This is a genomic window from Pseudomonas sp. N-137 (genome assembly GCF_034555295.1).
Classification (GTDB): domain Bacteria; phylum Pseudomonadota; class Gammaproteobacteria; order Pseudomonadales; family Pseudomonadaceae; genus Aquipseudomonas; species Aquipseudomonas rhizophila.
This window is the reverse complement of record NZ_JAXUDQ010000025.1, coordinates 79,492-99,078: the sequence shown is the minus strand read 5'-3', so window position 1 is coordinate 99,078 and position 19,587 is coordinate 79,492. Positions and strand designations below refer to the sequence as shown.

The window sequence follows — 19,587 nt, the reverse complement described above, 5'->3', positions numbered from 1 at the left end:
TGAGAGTAGGTCATCGTCAAGATTAAATTCCGAAACCCCTATCTGCTGACGCAGGTAGGGGTTTTGTTTTGCCCGCAATAAAATTGCGCCGAGGCTCGGAATAAATTTGCACAGTTATTTTCAAGCCAGCGCACTAGAATAGCCTCCACCTTAGTTGAGCCAGAGCTCTTTATGCCCGATCCGTTTGACGCCCCTCGGTTGTCAGATCTGCCGTTGGATGACTTGGTGGCGTGCCATGAGTGCGACCTGTTGATGCGCAAGCCCCAGCTGGCCCATGGCGAAAAAGCCGAATGCCCTCGCTGTGGGTATGAGCTCTACGCTCACCGACACAATGTGGTCGAACGCAGCCTTGCATTGGTCATTGCCGCTCTGCTGTTGTATGTGCCGGCGAACTTTTTACCCATCATGCAGCTCAATTTGCTCGGCCAATCCTCCCAGGACACCGTTTGGAGTGGTGTGGTCGGCCTGTTCAATACCGGCATGCAAGGTGTATCGGTGGTGGTTTTTCTGTGCAGCATGGGTATTCCGCTGCTTAAACTGCTTTGCCAATTGGCCGTGCTACTGACCATTCGCTGGAATATCGGCCGTAGCTACGGCTTATTGCTCTATCGCATTTATCACCATTTACGCGACTGGGGCATGCTGGAGGTTTACCTCATGGGTGTGCTGGTGGCCATCGTCAAGTTGGCAGACATGGCGGCCATTACCGTGGGGCTTGGTCTGGCGTGTTTTATCAGTTTGTTGCTCGTCCAGGTCTGGCTGGAGGTGGTGATGTCGCCGCATCAGATCTGGCAAGCGTTATCAGGAGAGGACGCTCATGCGGGCGATTGATGCGGGTATTTTGATCTGCACAGAATGCCACGAGCTAAACCGGCAGGAAGCTGACGTCGATACACAAACCTGTACCCGCTGCGGCGCCCTGGTTCATCCTCGTCGCCCGAACAGCTTGATGCGGACCTGGGCGTTATTGGTCACTGCCGCGATTCTCTACATTCCGGCCAACATGCTACCGATCATGACCATCAACTCGTTGGGGCAAGGGGCACCGAGCACCATCATGGCCGGGGTCATCGAGCTGGTTCAGCACGGGATGATTCCGATTGCCGCCGTGGTGTTCATCGCCAGTATCGTCGTTCCGACTTTCAAGTTGGTAGGCATCGCCTTGCTGCTGTTTTCCGTGCAACGGCACCAGCCCATGTCTGCGCGGCAACGCATCCTTATGTACCGTTTTATCGAGTTCATTGGGCGCTGGTCGATGCTGGATATTTTTGTGATCGCCATATTGGTGGCGGTAGTGAATTTCGGTCGACTCGCGAGTGTCGAAGCCGGTCTTGGTGCAATTGCTTTTGCCAGCGTAGTGATTTTGACAATGATTGCCGCAGTAACCTTCGATCCCCGACTGATTTGGGATAACACGGAGTCGGATGACGACCATGACTGATTTGCCTACCGCTAAAACCCGACCGGCTTCGAACTGGTCCGCGATTTGGGTCTTGCCGCTGATTGCCTTGATTATCGGCGGCTGGCTCGGCTGGCGGGCCTATAACGAAACCGGCATCGAGATCAACGTGCGCTTTGAAAGCGGCGAGGGTATTCAGGTCAACAAGACTGAAGTCGTCTACAAGGGTATGCCGGTCGGCAAAGTGAAGTCCCTCAAGCTCGATGACGAAGGCAGCTCGAAAGGCGTGGTCGCGACCATTGAGATGAACAAGGACGTCGAGCAATACCTCAAGACCGGGACACGCTTCTGGTTGGTCAAGCCGAGCGTGACCCTGGCCGGCATCACCGGCCTGGAAACCCTGGTTTCCGGTAACTACGTGGCTATCAGCCCGGGGGAAGGGGAGCCGATCCGTAAATTCAAGGCCCTGGCCGAAGAGCCGCCACTCTCGGACGCCAAGCCCGGTTTGCACCTGACCCTCAAGGCCGAGCGCCTGGGCTCGCTGAACCGTGGCAGCCCGGTGTTCTATAAACAGATTCAGGTCGGACAGGTGAAAAGCTACCTGCTATCGGAGGATCAGAGCACGGTCGAAATCAAAATCTATATCGAACCGACTTATGCCGGCCTGGTGCGTAAACATACGCGTTTCTGGAATGCCAGCGGCATCAGCATCGATGCCAATCTGTCGGGCGTCAAAGTGCGCAGCGAATCCCTGGCGAGCATCGTGGCCGGTGGTATCGCGTTCGCCACGCCGGAGAGTCGCAAAGACAGTCCGCCCACAGACCCGAGCCTGCCGTTTCGTCTTTATGAAGACTTCGACGCTGCCGCTGCCGGCATCCGCGTGAAGGTCAAGCTCAGCGACTTCGAAGGGTTACAGTCCGGTCGTACTCCGGTGATGTACAAAGGCATTCAGGTCGGCAGCCTGAAGAACCTCAAGGTCGATCCGGATCTGTCCAGCGCTACCGCTGAATTGACCCTAGACCCACTGGCCGAAGATTACCTGGTGACCGGCACCCAGTTCTGGGTGGTCAAGCCGTCGATCTCGCTGGCGGGGATTACGGGCCTTGAGGCATTAGTCAAAGGTAACTACATCGCCATACGTCCCGGCGACAAGGGAGGCGCGCCGCAGCGCGAGTTTGAAGCCAGGCCGAAGGCGCCACCTCTGGACTTGCGTTCGCCCGGGCTGCACCTGGTCCTGCTCACTGAAAACCTGGGTTCGCTGGAGGTCGGCAGTCCGATTCTCTACAAACAGGTCAAGGTTGGATCGGTGCAGAGCTACCAGTTCTCCCGCAAGAAAAAGCAGTTGATCATTGGTGTGCACATCGAGAAAGAATACGAAGGTCTGGTCAACGGATCGACCCGGTTCTGGAATGCCAGCGGGATTACGCTCACGGGTGGTTTGACGGGGGGGATCCAGGTCAAGAGCGAATCCTTGCAAAGCCTGATGGCCGGCGGCATTTCTTTCGAGACGCCGGAACCCAATGTGCCGTTGAAAAGGCGCATCCCACGGTTCCGCCTGCATGCAGACCGCGAAGCCGCGCAACAGAAAGGCACAATGGTGACGATCAAGGTTGATCGCGCCGACGGTTTGCGCAGCGGCACGCCGATTCGTTTCAAAGGGCTGGATGTGGGCAAGATCGAGGACGTGGACCTCAGCGCCGACATGCAATCGATCCTGCTCACCGCACGTATCACCGAAGTGCCGGAGCGTATTGCTCGGGTCGGCTCCCAGTTCTGGGTGGTCAAGCCCGAACTGGGGCTGATGAAGACCTCGAACCTGGAGACGCTGGTGACCGGGCAGTACATCGAAGTACAGCCACCGGTGAAAAACCTGGGGCCGCAGAAAAACTTCGTGGCCCTCGCCAGCCCACCGCAAAACGCTGTCCCTGAAGCCGGTCTGAGCCTGGTGTTGAGCGCCGCTCGCCGTGGTTCGTTGAAGACCGGCGTGCCGGTGACGTATCGCGAGATTACCGTGGGCAAGGTTACTGGCTATGAATTGGGCCAGACGGCGGACCGTGTGCTGGTTCATATCCTGATCGAGCCCAAGTACGCGGCATTGGTGCGCAGCGGCACGCGATTCTGGAATACCAGTGGCTTCGGCATGGACTTCGGGTTGTTCAAAGGCGCGACAGTGCGGACTGAGTCGCTGGAGACGCTGATTCAGGGCGGCATCGCTTTTGCCACCCCGGATGGCGAGCGGATGGGCAACCCGGCGCGACCGGAGCAGACCTTCCCCTTGTTCGATCAGTTTGAAGAGGAGTGGCTGACCTGGGCGCCGAAGATCAAGCTGGGTAAGTGATCAGGGGGCAATCAGTCTGTTCTGACGCCATCGCGAGCAGGCTCGCTCCCACGAAGTGTCATCTGATTGCGACGCTAAACCTGTGGGAGCGAGCCTGCTCGCGACAATCCTAAAAAGCCCAATGAAAAAGGCCGCGATCCATTGGATCGCGGCCTTTTTTGTGTCCGGCTATTTACCTCAAACCGGATCCAGCTCCGGCTCGTCGGCCTGCACATTCACCGTAGCTTTCACCGCATCGTGACGGCGGATGTACTTCCAGTCCGCCTCGTCGATGTAGATGCCGTTGGGGCCGCTGCCGCCTTCCAGGTCGATGGCGACGCTGGCGCAGACTTGCGGTTTCACACTGGCCAGGATCGGCACAAAACCCAGCTGCAAGCTGGTTTCCAGCAGCGCGGCCTGGTTTTTCTCGTCGATGTCTGCCGCTTCGTCAAGGTAGTACGGCAGACGCACGCGACCGGCCTGTTCGCGGTCCATCAGGTGCAGCAACAAATACATGTTGGTCAACGCCTTGATAGTCATCGTTGTGCCGTTGGACGCCGCGCCATCGATATCGGTGTGGATCACGGGCTGGCCGTTGACCTTGGTGATCTCGAAGGCGAGTTCGAACAGGTCCTTGAGGCCGAGCTGATTGTGGTTGGCCGCCACCAGGCGGGCCAGGTATTCCTTGGCCTCTTCGTTCTTGTTGTCCTGCTCGGCGCTCTGGCTGAGGTCGAACACCGACAGGGTCTCGCCTTCCTCGTACTGGCCGGCGCTGTGGATGATCTGGTCGATGTGCTTGAGCGCTTCCTTGTTCGGCGCCAGGACGATCCGGAAGCTCTGCAGGTTGGACACCTGACGCTTGTTGATCTCGCGGTTGAACAGCGCCAGTTGATGCTCGAGGCTGTCGTAGTCGCTGCGGATGTTGCGCAGGGTCCGGGCAATGTCAGTCACCGCCGCACGCCGTGCCTTGCCCAGGGTCAGGGCTTCGTCGGTACGGTGGGCATAGGCGTTGATCAACAGTTGCAGGCGGCGCTCCATGTCGTCTTCGCTGTCGAACTTGGCCACACCCTTGAGGCGCACCTGGGCGTACAGTGCTTCGATCTGGCCATCGACCCGCAACAGACCCTGCCAGCTGTCCTGATAGTCATTGAGCAGCGGCAGCAGGTTGTCCATGGAGTCGTCGACCGGGTCCATGAACGGTGTGCCGAACGGCAGGTCCGCTGGCAACAATTGACGACGGCGCAGGGCGTCGTCGAGGGTACGTTGCTTGGCTTCCATGTCGGCGATCTGCCGGCCCACCAGTTGCAACTTGGCGGACAACTGCTGGACACGTTCGGTGAAGGCATCGCTGGAGCGCTTGAGTTCGTCCTGGGCGGCTTCCATCTGCGCCAGTTGCTCAAGCTTTTCGCCTTCCTCGGCACTCAGGGTCTGGGTGCGGCGGAAGTCTTCCAGGGCTTTCTGCGCATCCAGAACCTGCTGGTACAGCGCCTCGGTCTGGGTCTTGCTCGCGGCGCGGTCGGCGGCCACCGCTTGCTGGGTCTTGAGCTGCTTGAGTTCTTTTTCCAGGCGTTCTTTCTGGTCCCGCAGTGCGGCGCGATCGGCCAGGGCTTGCAGGGCCGGCGGTTCGATGTGGGACAGGTCGATGGACAGGCCCGGTACTTCGAAACGCTCACCTTTGAAGCCGTCGAGGATCAGCTCCATGGATTTGACCCACTCGCCGTTCTCGTCCAGCGCGATACCGTGCTCGCCCAGCGGCAGGCTGAACAGCGCACTGTTGAACAGGCGCATCAGGCGTTCAACGTCCTGTTGCGAGAATTCTTCCCGCAGGCGGGCGTAGCTGTTGTTATCGGCGTGATCGAGTTGCTGCTTGACCGACTTCAGGCGTTTTTCCAGATCCCGCAGGCGCTCATCCAGGTCTTCGGCGCTGAACTGCCGAGACTGGGCCAGGGCACCGGCCAGTTCGTCGTGGGCATCCTTGGCCGCGAGCAGTTGTTGCTCGAGGACCTTGACGTCATCCACCAGGGCAAAGCGGTTCTTGAGCACCGACAGTTCGCCAATCCAGCGCTGGATACCGCTGATTTCCCGTTCCAGGCGCATCAACTCCTGAGTGCCGCCGCGCTGGTCGTTCTGCAGCGAATCCTGCTCGTTACGGTAGTGTTCGGCCTGGATGGTCAGCTCTTCCTTGCGCGCACTGGCGTAGTCCGACCAGGTGCCCAGCAGCGAGTCGAGCAACGGTGACAGGCGATGCAGTTTGCCGCGCAGTACATCGCGCTGCTTCACGCCATTGGCCAGGGCCTCCACCAGCGGACCGGCAGCCACCAGGGAGTTGTAGTCCTGTTCCATGCGTCGTACATCACGGAAGGCCTCTTCACACGCGGCGATGTAATCCACGCTACCGGAACGCAGGCTGTGCTCGAACGCGTCGAGGAACAGTTGCTTGAGCTTGGCCGCAGTAATTTCGCGCATGTGCAACAGGTTGATGAACAGCGCGCGGAAGGTCTTGAGGCTTTGCTCGCTGGTGGAGCGCAGCGGGATCAGCGTCAGGTCCAGCGGAATCGAGGTATGACCGCCCACCAGCAGGCGTCGCAGTTCATCAGGCTTGAGTTCGTAGGCTTTGAGGCCTTCGCGCTCCAGATTGGTGAACAGCTCTTTCTGACGCAGGCAGGTGTCGTCTTTCTGATAATGGGCCAGGTCCAGCTTGCCGGCGTAGGCAAAGAACTGGTGGCCGAAACCGCCGCCGGGGCCGCGACCGACCACACCGATCACGTGCGGGCCGTGGGGCAGGGCGACTTCCACCAGGATGTAGCTGGTGTCCGAGGCAAAGTAGAACCGCCGGGATTGCTCCAGGCTGTACTTGCCGAAGCTCATGTCCGACATGCGCGCCAGGATCGGGAACTGCAAGGCGTTGATCGACGCGGATTTACCGAGGTTGTTCGCGCCGTACACCGACAGCGGTTCTTCCAGCGGGAACAGGCCCAGGCTGTAGCCGGCGGTGTTCAAAAGGGCAAAGCGGCGGATGCCGTAGCGTTCCTTGCTCATGCGTCGGTCTCCTGTTCTTCGGCAATGGCACGGGCCAGTGCGTCTTCTTCGCTTTCACCTTCGAATTCGCTCAGATCCAGCGGATCATCGGTTTGCAGCAACTTTTCGTCGCTGTCTTCGTCGATCAGTACCGGCGCCGGCAACGGCAGCACGCTGTGCAGGCTGGCGGCCAGGTCGCGGTCCTGCTGGACCGACAGGCAGACGTCGAGGAAACGGTGCATCGGTGGCAGGAAGCGGTAGACACCGTTCTCTTCGCCGGCAAAACCCAGTTGGGTCATGCGGCGCATGATTTTTTCTTCCAGCTCTTCCTGGGTCTGCACTTCGGCCTGAAGGAACAGGTCGCGGTACTTTTCCAGAAGCGAGGGCAGCTCATCGCGGCCCAGGCTCCCACCGTCGAGCACGGCAATCGGGTCGCGGCCCTGGTCGGCCAGGTGCTCGACGAGGATGAAGGTGAACAGCGCCAGGCGTTGGGCGGTCTTGTTCACCGCAGCGGCGGCGAGGTCCGGCACGAAGTAGTAGAAACCACGGGTGTCGCACACCAGTTCGAAACCCAGGGCCTTGAACAGCGTGCGGTACTGGTCCTGGAAGTTCGACAGTTGTGCGTACAGCTCCGGGTCGCGGCGGCTGACGTGGTAACCCTTGAACAGCTCGCGAAAAATCGGCGCCAGTTGGGACAGTTCGGATAGATCAAGATGCATGGGGGATGCTCGCAGAATCCTCGGCGGCGGTGTCGCGGGCCGAGAGCAGGGCGAAGGAGCGCAGGCTGACCTGATGCTCGTGAGTGTGGTAGTCGCGGCGTTCCAGACGCTCGCGCTTGAAACGTTTTTCCCGCGACAGACGCGAGAACCAGTACAGCAATTCGTCGGTGGCGCCGTCCGGCTCCTGCTCCAGCAACCAGGTCATCAGGTCCAGCATTGGCAGCGCGTCTTCGCAACGCTCGACCATCTCGCGTACGGTGCGTGGCGCGCGAGGAGCCTCGCCGCCCTTGTGGGTCTTGTGGGACTTGGGGAAGCGCGCCGGTTTCGGCTCGAAACGGGCCAGGGCGTACACGTAGGCTTCGACCTGACTGGCGCTGCCCAGGAAGGTGCTTTGCGGACGGGTGAACAGCGGCATGGCGGCTTGGGGCACGGCATCGAGGCCTTTGCGCCGAATGGCGGCCAGGGCCAGGGCGGCGCCACGGGTCACCGCGTTGTGACGGCGGGCCTCTTCGCGTAGCGGCAGGAGCAATTCGCGGGCATGGCGCAGGGTCAACTGGGCGCTGGTCTGCATCTCGAGGATGCGCGCGTGGGTGCGCAGCAGCATGTCATCGTCCACCAGGTGGCCGAGGCGCTGCTGTTCGGTGAGCATGCGCAACAGCACATTCTCGACCTTGCGCACGCCTTGCTCGAACGCACCGTCGGCGTTCACCAACTGGATCATCGGTTCGACGTATTCATCCCAGGTCGCCAGTACTTCGGCGTAGCGCTGGCGCAACGGAATCTGCCGGTCGCTGGTCTTGGCCCGTTCGGCCACCGCTACCAGGGCCTGTTCGTCGTTGGCGAGTTTCTTGAGTACGTCGCGCACGCGCATGTCCAGCAGACGCAACTGGCGGGCCAGATCGTTGCCGTCGCGAATGTCGAACGCGTCCTGGATGTAGCCGGCCAGGCGCTCGAGGTGGCGCAGGTAGGCTTCGATCTCCAGGCACAGGCCCAGACGGTGTTCGCGGCGCAGGTAGGCGAGGAAGTCATGGATCTGGGCGTTGAGCTCGAAACGGTTCGGGCTTTTCGCCACCGGTACGAGGATGTCCAGGCGGATCCACACGTCCAGCAGGTTGGTGATGTCCTGGGGCGTGCTGTCCAGTTGTTGGGCGGCCAATTGTGAACGCAATTCGTTGAGGCTCAGGGTGCCCTGGTCGAAGTGCTCGCACAAAGGTTCCAGCAATGCCCAGTGTTCAGCGAGGGCGCGCAAGACGCGCTTGGGTTCGATCATCGCAATGGCCGTCGGGTTGGCAATTAAAAGGGGCGATTGTACTGCATCAGGCCGGTTGCGATTCACCCCTGAGACGGACTGTCGGTTGAATCGCTCAACTATTGATTCAACAGGGAAGCGATCTGTCTCGAAGGGCGGTAGAATCCCTTCCACTTTCAGTTATCCACAAGTGGCCGACCCTTGCTTATCGAGTCCCGCCGCCGCGCCTATCTGACCGCCATGCAGGTGGTCAACTGGCTGCCGCGTACCGAATTGCCGTTTGCCGCCCCGTCGCGGCCCGAGCTGCTGGAAACGCCCGAGCCGCTGGATATCGAGCCGGTCGTGAGCGCGCCCGTGGCCAGGACGGTTGCCGAGCCGGTGGCGCCCGTGGTCGAACGGCCGAAGATCGAGGTTCCGCGCCCGAGCCTGGCATCGACCCGCACCAACGCCAAACCGGTAGAGGCCGCCGATGAGGCCCCGGCCCCGGTCAAGGCCCCTTACGTCGCACCGCCGCGTTTCGCGCTGCAACTGCTACGGGCAGGACGTTGCCTGCTACTGGTGGAACTGCCCACGGGCGAACCGTTTCAAAGCCGCGATCCGGCGTATCTGCTGCTCAAGGACATGCTGCGCGCCGCCGGTCTGCCGGACAGCCCACAGATCATTGGCGAGCCGGTGCGCTGGCCGTTGTTGTCTCGCGGGACCATGGACCAGGGACCAGAAGCGGCGCGGGATTTTGTCCAGGGTTTTGTCTCGGCGCGGCTTGAGGATGAGCCCTGCGTGTGCCTGTGGCTGATCGGCCTGCCGGCGGTGAAATTTGCGGGTGAGGTGGATGCTCAAGCATTCAATCGCGAACTGCAGGTCGAAGGCCTGGGCTCGGCCTGGGCGTTGCCCGGCCTGGAATTGTTAATGGAAACGCCACAGCGCAAGGCTGATGTCTGGCAAGCCATGCGCCGGCTGATGGCGCGTTGGAAAGAATCGAATGAGTGACGCTGTATCGTTCCGCCCGATGACCGAGGCGGACCTCGACGCTGTGCTGAAAATCGAATATGCGGCCTACAGCCACCCCTGGACCCGAGGGATCTTTCTCGACGGGCTGGGCAAGTACCAGATCTGGCTGATGTTCGAAGGCCAGCAGCAAGTGGGCCACGGCGTGGTGCAGATCATTCTGGATGAAGCGCACTTGCTCAACATCACCGTCAAACCGGAAAACCAGGGGCGCGGCTTGGGTTTGCGGCTGCTGGAGCATCTTATGTCCATTGCCTACAAGGCCGAGGCTCGGGAGTGCTTCCTGGAAGTGCGTGACAGCAACCGCACAGCGTTCCGGCTGTATGAGTGCTATGGCTTCAATGAAGTCGGCCGTCGCCGCGATTACTACCCTGCGGTGGGCGGACGCGAAGATGCGGTGGTCATGGCGTGCACCTTGGTGGACTGAACTTGCCACATCGAGGTTAACCGCAACGCCGTCATCGCGAGCAAGCTCGCTCCCACAGGGAGCTTGGCGGTGTGCATCAAATTTGCGCTCGAACACAAAACCCTGTGGGAGCGAGCTTGCTCGCGATGACGGCGGCACATTCAACCCCAGTGCAAACTGATCCACCGCTATCGCGAGCAGGCTCGCTCCCACATTGGATCTGCATCGCTCAAGACATTGGGTTATGACGCAGAACCTGTGGGAGCGAGCCTGCTCGCGATGGCGTCAGCTCGATCGACACTTACCGCTTGCCATCCAACGGATCGATATCGGCCATTTCCGCTTCGTCGAGCCCGTCACCCCCGCCAATGTCATTTTCATCCACTACGCTCAGGTCCCAGTCCGCCCGTTTGTCGTCACCGGCTTCATGGGCGTCCCGGGCACCGTCTTCGCGGATCAGTGTTTCCGGGCTCATGTCGTCGTCGGTGGGTTCGTGATCATCCGTTGAAGCCCCTGTCAGCCCGGCTTCACGCACGCGTTCACGCGGCATCAACTGTTCGCGTTCATTTTCCGGCAGTTCGTCGCCGATTTTCGCGCTGGGCTCTTGTTCGTCGAATTCCAGTTCATGCATCGAGCCCATGCGGTCTTCGTTATCGTCGATGGGTTCCGGCTGGACCGCGTCGAAAGGACGTCGTGAATCATTCATGGCAATTCCTCATACTGTGGGGCTTACTGGGTGGACCCACAGCCGTGGCGAGAATTCCAACGGCATTCTGGACGTGACCTCGACGGGCGGTCGTCTGTCAAAGTTGCGCACTATTCTCGAGGGCTAGATAGCATGAACGAATTACAAGATCTGATTGATAACAACGCGCGCTGGGCCGATGCGATCAAGCAGGAAGATCCTGATTTCTTTTCCAAGCTGGCCCGTCAGCAAACCCCTGAGTACCTGTGGATCGGCTGTTCCGATGCGCGGGTGCCGGCCAACGAGATCGTCGGCATGCTGCCCGGCGATCTGTTTGTGCACCGTAACGTGGCCAACGTGGTGCTGCACACCGACCTCAACTGCCTGTCGGTGATCCAGTACGCGGTGGACGTGCTCAAGGTCAAACATATCCTGGTCACCGGGCATTACGGCTGTGGCGGCGTGCGTGCCTCGATGCAGGATCGTCAACTGGGTCTGATCGACGGCTGGCTGCGTTCGATTCGCGACCTGTACTACGAGCATCGCGAAACGTTGGCCCAATTGCCGACCGAAGAAGAGCGCGTGGATCGCTTGTGCGAGCTCAATGTGATCCAGCAGGTGGCCAACGTCGGCCACACCAGCATCGTGCAGAACGCTTGGCATCGCGGACAGAAACTGTCGATACACGGCTGTATCTACGGGATCAAGGACGGCCGCTGGAAAAGCCTGGACACGACGATCAGCGGTTTCGAGCAGTTGCCGCCGCAGTATCGGCTGCGTCCGGTCGGCGCGCCCTGATTCGGCTCATTCAGTCGCGATGACAGCGGCGACGCCAGTGCCGCAGAAATTTCATCCCTCGCTCGTTGGGCGGTTCGTCATAGCCTGTGATCCAGCCATGACAGTTGGACGAACCGCACCGGCAGGCGAACTGTCGATACAATTTCTGTTCGGTACTGGCGTAATCCATCGTCAGGCAGTCACCTTCCTCGATGATGGTCAACGCCCATAACCACAGTTCGCTCATGTCCAGGAAAACGTTCGGGCTGCAGGAGTGCTGCAGCAATCCGGCGAAGCGCGGGTCATACATGTGGATGTCCGGCAGGATCTGCAGTGTATGCAGGCGTCGTCGGCTGACGATCAGTCCCGATACCCTGCACATCCTTTCCAACGGCGCAAACCGCTTGCGGGCGACGATGCCATTGCCGCGGCCGTTAGTCGTCTGGCGCACTTCGAAATCGCGCCTGGATGGATAACCCATGCGCGTGCTGAGTTGTTTCTCGGGGTAGATGCCGTCCCCGTTCGGTGAGGATGCGCTGTCTGCAAGGAAGGTGGTCATGACGGTCCCTGTCGCGTAGGACGCTCGGCCTTCTGGCGCTGGCGATCCTGCCAGCGATCATTGAAACCTGCCTAGCTTCGCGCAACCTTGAAACGCCATCTACTGTCGACTCTGACAGGAGCCAAAGGCGCTTTCCCGCGTGAGCCCAGGCTTACGCAGGAAAGTCCTTGGGGTTTAAACCGCGTCAGGCAGCGCTGGCATGGGGACTTTCAATTGTGGAAGTTGTGATTTGATTGCCGGCTCCGCGCATTTTTTCGCCGCTTCGTCCGCAGACAGCTTGCGGATCGAGGTATAGAACAGCTCACAGGTTTCTTCCTTTTGCGTGACCTGCCAGGTCTGTGTGCATTGATTCAATTGCGCACTCGGATCGGTGCCCGGTTTGCTGCCCATGCCGGCTTGCCAGCATGCGGCGCTGAGGTCCTGACCCATGACTTTCAAACCTGCCGCATCCGCCTTGGCCTGATCACCGTTGTAGCTGTCAGGGTCGGCGGCATACCAGATGTAGCTCGGGTGGTTGGAGCCCAGGACCGGAACCTTGACACCCGCAGTCGGCGTAATGGTCGCCAGACCCAGCACGTCCACGGTCTGGCCGTACTGTGTCTTGATCCAGTTCCGCACGGGAGCACCGAAGGCCACCATCGGCAGGGCGTCGCCGCTGGCGTTCTGGCTGACTTGCTTGACCATGGTGGTCTGGTAGTCATTGAAATAGTCGTAGACCCCGCCCAGCGCCTGGCCGGCATTGGATGGCGCCGCAATCGGTGCGATGTCGACAATGGTCTGGAAGGCCGGGGTCTGTTCGGCGGCGATGCCGTTGGCGGTCAGCAGCGTGGCCCAGCGATCGGTGGTGGCCGATTCCAGGTAGTCCTGCGCCTGGGTCAGGGAGTAATCCGGCGGGAAGTGCAGCAACTCAATGCTCTTGCGGTTCTCCAGGGCCATGCCCAGCGGCAGGAACAGGTACCAGTCGTAGGCCCATTTGTTATCGCTGTTGAGTTTGGTGGCGCCCTTGTATGCCAGGTCACCGGCATCCAGCAGCGCAGTCAACGGTTTGCCGTAGTCTTGCGGCACGCCGCTAATACTGGCGTAGACCTTATCGTTGTCGCTTTTGACGCTGACCTTGGCCGCGCTGTAGCCGTCACGCTGCACGCTTTGGGTCAGGTAATGCTCAACGGTCTGCTCCAGCGTCCAGTTGCGAAAACAAATGACGTTGCAGTTGTTGGGATAGGCGAAGAGACGGGTGACGCGTTCGGTACTGCCCAACTGAACATCGATGTCGGCATGGGCGGCGGCACTGAAGGCCAGGGTGGCAAGAGAAAGTACGGCGAGTTTGGACATGCTCAGATCCTTTTCAGCGTGTGGACCCCTCGAACAGGGTGTAGCCATACTGAAACAGACCGGAGCGAAGAAAAAGTGGGCCGACGAAAATATAGGCCCTTTTTTATGGCTTTATGGCATCACGGGCGGCAGATAAGACAATGTCGTCCCCAGCGCCCACAGCAGCACCAGCACCAATGGCGTGTGAACCAGTAATTGCACGAAGGAGAAACCGATCAGGTCCCGGGCCTTGAGCCCCAACACTCCCAGCAGCGGCAGCATGTAGAACGGATTGATCAGGTTTGGCAGCGCTTCGGCGGCGTTATAGATCTGCACCGCCCACCCCAGGTGATAGTTCAGATCATTGGCCACCTGCATGACATAGGGGGCTTCGATGATCCATTTGCCGCCTCCCGAAGGAATGAAAAAGCCCAGCACCGCCGAGTAGGCGCCCATCAACACGGCGTAGGTATCGTGGGATGCGATCTGTACGAAAAAGGTGGATATGTGATGGGCGAGCGTCTGGGCGTCGCTACCCTTGACCGTGGTCAGCAGCGCGGCAATCGAGCCGTACAGCGGAAACTGGATCAGCACGCCGGTGGTGGTCGGCACCGCGCGCGCCACGGCATCGAGAAAGCTGCGCGGCCGCCAGTGCAGCAACGCGCCAAGCATCAGGAACAGGAAGTTATAGGTGTTGAGCCCGGAGATGGCGCTTATCGCAGGTTTGGTCGAGAACTCGTGGAACAGCCAGCCGGCGGCCAGTAGCGCCAGGGCAATGGTCAGCAGCGGGCTATGTTCCAGCCATTCTCCCGGGCGGGTGCGAGGCTGCAATGCCGGCATGCTGAAGCTGGGATCAATCCCGCAGGCGGCGGCGTCACGGGCACTGTTCGGGCCGGGAGCGGTGGCATAGGCCACGATCAGCGAGATCACGATCAACGCCAGCAACATCACTCCCGATTGCCAGAGAAAAATGGTCTGGGTGAACGGAATGACCCCGGTGATCGACAGGATCGACGGTGGCAGGCTGGCCGGGTTGGCCTGCAATTGCGCCGCCGAGGAAGACAAACCCAGTGCCCAAACCGCGCCCAGGCCCAAGTAAGCGGCGGCGCCCGCGGCGCGGTAGTCCATTTTCAGATCGGTGCGACGGGCCAGGGCACGTACCAATAAACCGCCAAATACCAGGGAAAGCCCCCAGTTGAGCAGCGACGCGACCATGGAGATCAATGCGACCCAGGCCACCGCGGAGCGACCGTTTTTCGGGATGCGTGCCAGGCGATCGATCAGTTTGACGGCGGGCGGCGAGCTGGCGACCACGTAACCGCCGATCACCACGAAGGCCATCTGCATGGTGAACGGTATCAGGCTCCAGAAGCCATCGCCGAACGCCATGGCAGCGGCCGTGGGTTTGGCGCCGATGAACAGTGTCGCCACCGCGACTACCAATACTGCCAGGGCGGCAAATACCCAGGAGTCAGGGAACCAGCGCTCGGCAAAACTGGAACAGCGCAAGGCGAAGCGGGCGGAACGGCTGTCTTGTATGTCGGTGGTCACGGCAATTACCTCGATTTTTATGGTTATGGGTATTGGGTGCGGCAGGGTCTTGGCGTCAGGCGCCAACACTGGAACATTCCAGTGACCATGGGAGGCTAATCGGGGTTCGCGAGCGCGCAGGATTATTTTCAGAAGCGGCCCGGGGCGCTCTTTAGAAAAAAATCGGCGAGCCGATGGCAAGAGAACAGGCCACCTAACTCTCCTGCTCTCGGAGCATGCCATGTTCAATAAACGCTTGAAGCAGGAGCTTTCGGCTCTTCGCCAGGAACTGTCCAGCCTTGTGCAGGTGAAGGAGAGTTTGGACCGCGAGATGCTGGCCCTCACTCTGGATGCCGAAGGGCGGGTGCAGACGGTCAATCAGAATTTTCTCGACGAAATGCACTACAAGACCCAGGACCTCATCGGCCGGTCTGTCGAAGAGCTGGTGCCGGCTTACCTGAAATCCAATGAGTTCCAGTTGCGTTTCAAGACGGCGCTGACTAGAGGCGAGCATTTCTCCGGCGCCGTACGGCTGCTCCGGGGCAACGGTAAGGAAGCCTGGTTGCGTTCGATTCTCCAACCGGTTCGGGCGGCTGATGGCCGAATCCGCTATTTCTCGATGTATTCCAGCGACCTGACCCGTACCATCGAGGCGTCGCGTGAACATGAAAACCTCATTGGTGCGCTGGTGCGTTCAACGGCGGTGATCGAATTCGACCTGGGCGGTCACGTACTGACAGCCAATGATCGCTTCCTCAATGCCATGGGTTACAGCCTGGCGCAGATCAAGGGCAAGCATCACCGCATGTTTTGCGAACCGGAGGAGTACAACAGCGCCACCTACCAGCAGTTCTGGCAGCGTCTCAATAGCGGCGAGTTCGTCGCCGGTCGCTTCAAACGCTTGGACAGCAACGGCCGTGAAGTCTGGCTGGAAGCCTCTTACAACCCGGTGCTTGATGCCAACGAGCGATTGTACAAAGTGGTCAAGTTCGCCACGAACATCACTGATCAGGTCAACCAGGAAAAAGCTGTCTCCGAGGCGGCCGGCATTGCCTACAGCACCTCGTTGCAAACCGACAGCAGCGCCCAGCGCGGCACCACCGTGGTGACCCAGGCCGTGGGCGTGATGCGTGACCTGGCCCGGCACATGCAAACCGCCGGCGAAGGCATCGAGGCCCTGAATGAGCAATCCCTGGTGATCGGCACCATCGTCAAGACCATCAGTGGCATTGCCGAACAGACCAACCTGCTGGCGCTCAACGCGGCCATCGAAGCCGCCCGGGCGGGTGAGCAGGGCCGGGGCTTTGCGGTGGTGGCCGATGAAGTGCGGCAACTGGCGTCGCGTACCAGTCAGGCCACTGATGAGATCGTCGGCGTGGTTCGCCAGAACCAGGACATGGCCCGCAACGCCGTGGCACTGATGACCGACGGCCAGCACCAGGCCGAACAGGGTCTGGCCCTGGCAGCGGAGGCGGGGACGGTGATCGTCGAGATTCAGGATGGCGCGAAGAAGGTGGTCGATGCCGTGAGCCAGTTTGCCAATCAGTTGTCGACTTGAGTTTTAGTTATCGTTTTTTACATATTAATTATTGTTTTGCGATAATTTCGCCGCTATGGTTTGCGCTTCCTTTGTTCTGTGGAGCCTCCCATGTCCTCGAATCGTCTCGCCCTGTACAGCCAGCGCATGGCTGTCATCACACTTGTCTTCATTATCACGATGATGGTCCTCAACGCCGGGGTCTGGCTGTTTCCTGACGTTGCTTCAGAATACGGTCTGGGCTTTGCTCTGACCGAGCGACAGCTGTCGAGCTTGTCAGCAGAGGCTATGCGCTTGACTGGCTGGCAATGCCTTGGCGCAATGCTGTTGTCGAGCATACCGCTGCTGGCCCTGGCGTTCGGGCTGGGCCATTTGCGGCAGTTGTTCCAGCGATATGCCCAAGGCGAGTATTTTTCCAGCGAAGCAGCCGTTTGCCTGGGGAAGGTAGGTCGCGCTGTGGCGCTGTGGGTGCTGCTGGATTTCCTGTGTGAGCCGTTTCTCAGCCTGCTGGTGACGATCAACGCACCGGTCGGTCAGCGTCTGCTTACCCTCAGCGTTACCGCCCCGTCGTTTGTCGCGTTGTTTCTTGCAGCCTGCATTGCAATCATTGCCCGGATAATGTCCCGGGCCAGTGAAGTCGATTCAGAAAACCGAACTTTTGTTTGAGAGCCCTATGCCTATCGTTATTCAACTTGATGTGATGCTGGCGACGCGCAAGGTTAAATCCAAGGACCTTGCCGCCGCGATAGGCATTACGGAAGCCAACCTTTCCTTGTTGAAGCAAGGAAAGGTCAAGGGTATTCGCCTGGCTACCCTCGAAGCCATTTGCAGCCATCTGCAATGTCAGCCCGCCGATCTGCTGATTTACCAACCGCAGAGCGATCCCCCCAAGGCCTGACCCCTTGGGGGGAGCGAACCTGCTCGCGATGGCCGGCGACGCGACTTCGCAGACTGGCCAGATAGCCGCGACGCTCAATCCCCCAGCGCTTGACCCTCACGCCGCGGGTCCGCCCCACCGGCCAGTGAGATTTTGCCCTGGGCATCACGGACTCGGACGATCGCCTGGGTTCCACTGGTCATGTCGATTTCACTCACGGCATGGCCTTTGTTTTTCAACGCCTGGATCAGCGTCGGGCTGAACTGACCTTGTTCCAGTTCGGTGGGGCCGTTGCGGCTGCCGAAGTTGGGAAGATTGATTGCGGCTTGCGCGTCCAGGTCCCAGTCCAGCAGGCCGATCACTGACTTGGCGACGTATTCGATGATTTGGGAGCCTCCCGGTGAGCCGACAGCGGCCAGCAGTTCACCGCTCTGGCGATCGAAGATCAGGGTCGGCGCCATGGACGAGCGGGGGCGTTTGCCGGGTTCGACGCGGTTGGCGACCTTTTGCCCATTTTCTTCGGGGATGAACGAGAAGTCGGTCATCTGGTTGTTGAGCATGAAACCCCGGACCATCAGGTGTGAGCCGAACGCTGACTCCACCGTGGTGGTCATCGACACGGCGCCACCCTGGTCATCCACTGCCACCACTTGCGAGGTGGAGATGCGCAGGGGCGAACGGTCCGGGGCGTAGGCCACCTGGACGCCCGGTGGTGTGCCGGGTTTGGCGATGCCCATGCTGCGTGGACCGATCAGGCTCGCGCGGCTGGCCAGATAACCGGGATCGACCAGGCCTTTGACCGGTACGGGGACGAAGTCCGAGTCCGCGACATACAGGGCGCGGTCGGCGTAGGTCAGGCGTTCGGCTTCGGCGATCAGGTGCACTGCTTCGGGCGTCGGCTCAATGCCGGCGGGTTTATCGGTCTTGACGGGTTTCATGGGCGCGAGGGCCGTGCGGCGGTCGCGCTGTTCCAATGCCTGCAAGGTTCCGAGAATCTGTGCCACGGCGATCCCGCCCGAAGATGGGGGCGCCATGCCACAGACTTGCCAGCGCTTGTAGTCAGTGCAAAGCGGCGCACGTTCCCGGGCGGCGTAGCCCTGGAGGTCATTCAATGACAGGCTGCCGGGGTTGGCATGCTTCTGCACCTTGGCGACGATTTCTTCGGCAATCGGCCCTTTGTACAAGGCGTCGGGACCTTCGCGGGCGATGCGCTTGAGCACGTCGGCCAAAGCGGGGTTTTTCAGCAGGGTGCCGACCGCCTTCGGGCTGCCGTCGGCGTTCAGGAAATAGGCGGCCATGTCCGGCGACCCCGGCAGGGACGCATCGGCCGCAATCATCGAGTGCAACCTGGGCGAGATCGCAAAACCCTGTTCGGCCAATGCGATGGCCGGCTCGAACAGCGTGGCCCATTCAAGTCGGCCATGTTTGCGATGGGCCAGTTCCAGTGCCCGCAACACGCCCGGTGTGCCCACGGAACGGCCGCCTATCTGTGCGGCGGTAAACGGCATGGGTTTGCCATCTGCTTGCAGGAAAAGTCTCTCGGTGGCGCCGGCCGGTGCCGTTTCGCGACCGTCGTAAGTACGTACTGCCTTGCCGTCCCACAACACGATGAATGCACCGCCACCGATCCCGGAGGACTGCGGCTCCACGAGGGTCAGCACCGCCTGCATGGCAATCGCCGCGTCGATGGCCGAGCCGCCGCGCCGCAACATCTGCCGCCCGGCTTCGGCCGCCAGCGGGTTGGCCGCCGCGGCCATGTGCTTGTCGGCGTGGCGGGTCTGCAGGTCGGTGCGATAGCCGGAGGCGATCTCCGGTGCGACGGGCAATGCTGGGGTTGTGGAGGAGGACGGGGCCTTACAGGCAACGAGTGCCAGGGCTACAGCCAGCAGCGAAACGGCTGACAGGCGATGAAGATTCGGTTTCAGATCTGCAAGCATGTGTCGCTCCATCCGTGGGCCAGGGGATAGGGATCGACTGTAGCGATGCGAGGCGTCGGGCGCAAATCAGCGCGGACTTGGGGGACGGCTTTTATCGAGGCATAAAAAAACGGCTTATCTTTCGATAAGCCGTTTTTAGTACTTGGTGGCTACACAGGGACTTGAACCCCGGACCCCAGCATTATGAATGCTATGCTCTAACCAACTGAGCTATGTAGCCAAGTGGCGCGCATTATTCGCCGGTAACGAAGATGTGTCAAG

17 protein-coding genes, 1 tRNA gene and 1 pseudogene are annotated in these 19,587 nt (G+C 60.3%); 10 read left to right on the top strand and 9 right to left on the bottom strand.

Annotated features, from left to right (window positions below):
- Nucleotides 1–171: 171 nt before the first annotated feature.
- The 3 genes from T3A99_RS17575 to T3A99_RS17565 are packed head-to-tail and all read left to right on the top strand — an operon-like array spanning nucleotide 172 to nucleotide 3,737.
- Nucleotides 172–831, top strand: coding sequence for a paraquat-inducible protein A (locus T3A99_RS17575; RefSeq protein WP_047229370.1), 660 nt, complete (start codon nucleotides 172–174; stop codon nucleotides 829–831).
- On the top strand, nucleotides 818–1,441 hold the full coding sequence (locus tag T3A99_RS17570; RefSeq protein ID WP_047229371.1) for a paraquat-inducible protein A: 624 nt from the start codon (nucleotides 818–820) through the stop codon (nucleotides 1,439–1,441). Before T3A99_RS17575 ends, T3A99_RS17570 begins: the two co-directional genes overlap by 14 nt.
- The gene (locus T3A99_RS17565; protein WP_322834614.1) at nucleotides 1,434–3,737 is read left to right on the top strand and encodes a PqiB family protein; all 2,304 of its coding nucleotides are present in this window, start codon (nucleotides 1,434–1,436) and stop codon (nucleotides 3,735–3,737) included. Before T3A99_RS17570 ends, T3A99_RS17565 begins: the two co-directional genes overlap by 8 nt.
- A 177-nt stretch (nucleotides 3,738–3,914) precedes the next feature.
- On the opposite strand, the gene mksF is transcribed toward T3A99_RS17565, so the two are convergent.
- The 3 genes from mksF to mksB are packed head-to-tail and all read right to left on the bottom strand — an operon-like array spanning nucleotide 3,915 to nucleotide 8,723.
- Nucleotides 3,915–6,755, bottom strand: coding sequence for an Mks condensin complex protein MksF (gene mksF, locus T3A99_RS17560; protein WP_047229372.1), 2,841 nt, complete (start codon nucleotides 6,753–6,755; stop codon nucleotides 3,915–3,917).
- A complete protein-coding gene (gene mksE, locus T3A99_RS17555) occupies nucleotides 6,752–7,453 on the bottom strand; it encodes an Mks condensin complex protein MksE (RefSeq protein ID WP_047229373.1) in 702 nt (233 codons plus the stop codon). Before mksE ends, mksF begins: the two co-directional genes overlap by 4 nt.
- Nucleotides 7,443–8,723 carry an Mks condensin complex protein MksB gene (gene mksB / locus T3A99_RS17550; RefSeq protein ID WP_322834613.1) on the bottom strand — a complete coding sequence of 427 codons (1,281 nt, stop codon included), beginning with the start codon at nucleotides 8,721–8,723 and terminating at the stop codon, nucleotides 7,443–7,445. Before mksB ends, mksE begins: the two co-directional genes overlap by 11 nt.
- 180 nt (nucleotides 8,724–8,903) lie before the next feature.
- Between mksB and T3A99_RS17545 the strand changes: the two genes are divergently transcribed.
- A complete protein-coding gene (locus T3A99_RS17545) occupies nucleotides 8,904–9,689 on the top strand; it encodes an energy transducer TonB (protein WP_322834612.1) in 786 nt (261 codons plus the stop codon).
- The gene (rimI, locus tag T3A99_RS17540) at nucleotides 9,682–10,134 is read left to right on the top strand and encodes a ribosomal protein S18-alanine N-acetyltransferase (protein ID WP_322834611.1); all 453 of its coding nucleotides are present in this window, start codon (nucleotides 9,682–9,684) and stop codon (nucleotides 10,132–10,134) included. The genes T3A99_RS17545 and rimI overlap by 8 nt, the downstream gene beginning before the upstream one ends.
- Before the next feature lie 280 nt (nucleotides 10,135–10,414).
- Here the strand turns inward: rimI and T3A99_RS17535 are convergent, their stop codons facing one another.
- Nucleotides 10,415–10,819, bottom strand: a complete 405-nt coding sequence (locus tag T3A99_RS17535) for a serine kinase/phosphatase (protein WP_076386330.1) — start codon at nucleotides 10,817–10,819, stop codon at nucleotides 10,415–10,417.
- Nucleotides 10,820–10,951: 132 nt separating this feature from the next.
- On the opposite strand from T3A99_RS17535, the gene can reads away from it, so the two are divergent.
- The gene (gene can / locus T3A99_RS17530; RefSeq protein WP_047229378.1) at nucleotides 10,952–11,596 is read left to right on the top strand and encodes a carbonate dehydratase; all 645 of its coding nucleotides are present in this window, start codon (nucleotides 10,952–10,954) and stop codon (nucleotides 11,594–11,596) included.
- Between the two features lie 10 nt (nucleotides 11,597–11,606).
- Here can and T3A99_RS17525 read toward each other — a convergent pair whose 3' ends face one another.
- From T3A99_RS17525 to T3A99_RS17515, 3 genes are all read right to left on the bottom strand, one after another.
- The gene (locus T3A99_RS17525) at nucleotides 11,607–12,134 is read right to left on the bottom strand and encodes a lysine methyltransferase (protein ID WP_160893574.1); all 528 of its coding nucleotides are present in this window, start codon (nucleotides 12,132–12,134) and stop codon (nucleotides 11,607–11,609) included.
- Nucleotides 12,135–12,308: 174 nt separating this feature from the next.
- A complete protein-coding gene (locus T3A99_RS17520) occupies nucleotides 12,309–13,466 on the bottom strand; it encodes a hypothetical protein (RefSeq protein ID WP_047229380.1) in 1,158 nt (385 codons plus the stop codon).
- Between the two features lie 111 nt (nucleotides 13,467–13,577).
- Entirely contained in the window at nucleotides 13,578–14,996 is a 1,419-nt protein-coding gene (locus tag T3A99_RS17515; protein ID WP_076386741.1) for a short-chain fatty acid transporter, read from the bottom strand.
- A 220-nt stretch (nucleotides 14,997–15,216) separates the two neighbouring features.
- Between T3A99_RS17515 and T3A99_RS27935 the strand changes: the two are divergent.
- From T3A99_RS27935 to T3A99_RS17500, 4 genes and pseudogenes are all read left to right on the top strand, one after another.
- Nucleotides 15,217–15,993, top strand: a pseudogene (locus T3A99_RS27935) (PAS domain-containing protein); the annotation flags it as partial.
- A 108-nt stretch (nucleotides 15,994–16,101) separates the two neighbouring features.
- A complete protein-coding gene (locus tag T3A99_RS27930) occupies nucleotides 16,102–16,533 on the top strand; it encodes a methyl-accepting chemotaxis protein (RefSeq protein WP_373685103.1) in 432 nt (143 codons plus the stop codon).
- A 90-nt stretch (nucleotides 16,534–16,623) separates the two neighbouring features.
- Nucleotides 16,624–17,178, top strand: a complete 555-nt coding sequence (locus T3A99_RS17505) for a DUF2975 domain-containing protein (RefSeq protein ID WP_047229382.1) — start codon at nucleotides 16,624–16,626, stop codon at nucleotides 17,176–17,178.
- A gap of 7 nt (nucleotides 17,179–17,185) precedes the next feature.
- Entirely contained in the window at nucleotides 17,186–17,410 is a 225-nt protein-coding gene (locus T3A99_RS17500) for a helix-turn-helix domain-containing protein (RefSeq protein ID WP_047229383.1), read from the top strand.
- A 74-nt stretch (nucleotides 17,411–17,484) separates the two neighbouring features.
- On the opposite strand, the gene ggt is transcribed toward T3A99_RS17500, so the two are convergent.
- Both ggt and T3A99_RS17490 read right to left on the bottom strand, forming a co-directional pair.
- The gene (gene ggt / locus T3A99_RS17495; RefSeq protein ID WP_047229384.1) at nucleotides 17,485–19,326 is read right to left on the bottom strand and encodes a gamma-glutamyltransferase; all 1,842 of its coding nucleotides are present in this window, start codon (nucleotides 19,324–19,326) and stop codon (nucleotides 17,485–17,487) included.
- 143 nt (nucleotides 19,327–19,469) lie between these two features.
- Nucleotides 19,470–19,546, bottom strand: a tRNA-Met gene (locus T3A99_RS17490).
- Nucleotides 19,547–19,587 lie beyond the last annotated feature (41 nt).

Excerpts from the sequence above, each read along its gene's own strand:
- mksB (WP_322834613.1), bottom strand. The coding sequence starts at position 8,723 with ATGATCGAACCCAAGCGCGTCTTGCGCGCCCTCGCTGAACACTGGGCA.
- T3A99_RS17575 (WP_047229370.1), top strand. The coding sequence starts at position 172 with ATGCCCGATCCGTTTGACGCCCCTCGGTTGTCAGATCTGCCGTTGGAT.
- T3A99_RS27930 (WP_373685103.1), top strand. The coding sequence starts at position 16,102 with ATGCGTGACCTGGCCCGGCACATGCAAACCGCCGGCGAAGGCATCGAG.
- ggt (WP_047229384.1), bottom strand. The coding sequence starts at position 19,326 with ATGCTTGCAGATCTGAAACCGAATCTTCATCGCCTGTCAGCCGTTTCG.
- T3A99_RS17565 (WP_322834614.1), top strand. The coding sequence starts at position 1,434 with ATGACTGATTTGCCTACCGCTAAAACCCGACCGGCTTCGAACTGGTCC.
- T3A99_RS17525 (WP_160893574.1), bottom strand. The coding sequence starts at position 12,134 with ATGACCACCTTCCTTGCAGACAGCGCATCCTCACCGAACGGGGACGGC.
- T3A99_RS17570 (WP_047229371.1), top strand. The coding sequence starts at position 818 with ATGCGGGCGATTGATGCGGGTATTTTGATCTGCACAGAATGCCACGAG.
- T3A99_RS17520 (WP_047229380.1), bottom strand. The coding sequence starts at position 13,466 with ATGTCCAAACTCGCCGTACTTTCTCTTGCCACCCTGGCCTTCAGTGCC.
- T3A99_RS17505 (WP_047229382.1), top strand. The coding sequence starts at position 16,624 with ATGTCCTCGAATCGTCTCGCCCTGTACAGCCAGCGCATGGCTGTCATC.
- T3A99_RS17500 (WP_047229383.1), top strand. The coding sequence starts at position 17,186 with ATGCCTATCGTTATTCAACTTGATGTGATGCTGGCGACGCGCAAGGTT.
- can (WP_047229378.1), top strand. The coding sequence starts at position 10,952 with ATGAACGAATTACAAGATCTGATTGATAACAACGCGCGCTGGGCCGAT.
- rimI (WP_322834611.1), top strand. The coding sequence starts at position 9,682 with ATGAGTGACGCTGTATCGTTCCGCCCGATGACCGAGGCGGACCTCGAC.
- T3A99_RS17535 (WP_076386330.1), bottom strand. The coding sequence starts at position 10,819 with ATGAATGATTCACGACGTCCTTTCGACGCGGTCCAGCCGGAACCCATC.
- mksF (WP_047229372.1), bottom strand. The coding sequence starts at position 6,755 with ATGAGCAAGGAACGCTACGGCATCCGCCGCTTTGCCCTTTTGAACACC.
- mksE (WP_047229373.1), bottom strand. The coding sequence starts at position 7,453 with ATGCATCTTGATCTATCCGAACTGTCCCAACTGGCGCCGATTTTTCGC.